General features: G+C 64.8%; 2 protein-coding genes. One reads left to right on the top strand and one right to left on the bottom strand.

Going from position 1 to position 1,199, the window contains the following annotated elements; translation table 11 throughout:
• The first annotated feature begins 12 nt into the window (after positions 1-12).
• Positions 13-321, top strand: coding sequence for a hypothetical protein (locus tag EB084_26055; GenBank protein ID NDD31729.1), 309 nt, complete (start codon positions 13-15; stop codon positions 319-321).
• Here EB084_26055 and EB084_26050 read toward each other — a convergent pair.
• Positions 275-1,199, bottom strand: a 925-nt coding sequence (locus tag EB084_26050) for a sterol desaturase family protein (protein ID NDD31728.1), incomplete at its 5' end; no start/stop codon positions are given. The two genes, EB084_26055 and EB084_26050, sit on opposite strands and share 47 nt — an antisense overlap.

The raw sequence follows: 1,199 nt of genomic DNA, 5'->3' as shown, positions 1-1,199 counted from the left end.
TTCGTCGACCACATGGCGTTGTTTGGCGACGTCTACGCCCTCGGCCACGACGTCGGCGCGCGCGATCTGACGGTCTTCGTGTCGATGCTGCACAAAAGCAGCGATGCGTTCGGGGCGTTCTTGCAGGCCCGCGGCAACGAGCCGGTGTGCATCCTGTCGTCACGCCCGCTGCGGCTGCCGCTCGACGTCGTCGTCGAAAAACGCATCGAGCTTTCGCCCGATGTCTATCACTTCTCGGTCAATCATCCCGAGGCACAAAAGCCGGTCAACAAGATCACGTGGCTCGGGTGTCGCGGGGTGCCGCAGGCGCGGCGGCGCTGAGGCCAACGCGCGCCGAAACGTCGTCGAGGAATGCCTGCGATTGTCGCGCCTTCGTCGCCTCGAAGGCGCGGTGGTAGTCGGGGTGGTTCGTCCCCATCAGGCGGTCCCAGGCATTGAAATAGAGACTGTAATTTCCGCCGACGTGCGAGTGATGCATGTTGTGGTGGGTCGCGGTGTTGTGCAGGCCAAGCAGCGCGTGCGTCGTGAAGCCTCGCGGAAAGAATTCGAAGCCCATGTGGCCAAGGATGGCGAGCGTGAAGGCGTGCAGGCCGACGAGGCCCATCGCCATCGGATGCACGGGAACGAAGACGACGAAGAGCAGGAAGTAGAGGTCTTCGGCGAAGGTCTCGACGGGGTGGTGGGCAAAGCCTGCGAACGCCGTCGGGTTCGTCGGGCGGTGGTGCACGCTGTGCACGTGCCGAAAGAGCCACGGCGTGTGGAGCGCGCGGTGCTGCCAATAAAACCAGGTGTCGAAGCCGAGCGTGCCGAGGGGGATGCTGACGAAGAACCACAGCCAGCCGCGTTCGTCGACGTCGGCGTACATCGCCGTGCGGCCCGTGGTGACGAGCCAGGCGAGCAGCACCGAGAACAGGCCGGTGCAGAGCGTGTTGCTCGCCGACCACACGATCTCGTGACGCACCATGCGCGCCGATGGTTCGTCCTGTTGGATCTTGAAGCGACGCAGCCAGCGCAGCCGATGGAAAAAATAGAACGCGCCGCCGCAGAACAGCGCGTAGCGGGTGAGGAACCCGACGCAGTAGCTGAGGAACGTGCGCGCTGCGCTCGTCGGGTGCGCGAGCGTGGTGCCGTGCAGGATCGTGTTCACCTTGTCGACGACGACGTCGAAGGCGACGTCGACGACGTCTGCCGCAGCGGGC

The sequence above is a fragment of the Pseudomonadota bacterium genome, assembly GCA_010028905.1.
Lineage (GTDB): Bacteria > Vulcanimicrobiota > Xenobia > RGZZ01 > RGZZ01 > RGZZ01.
This window is presented reverse-complemented; position numbering and strand designations above follow the sequence as displayed.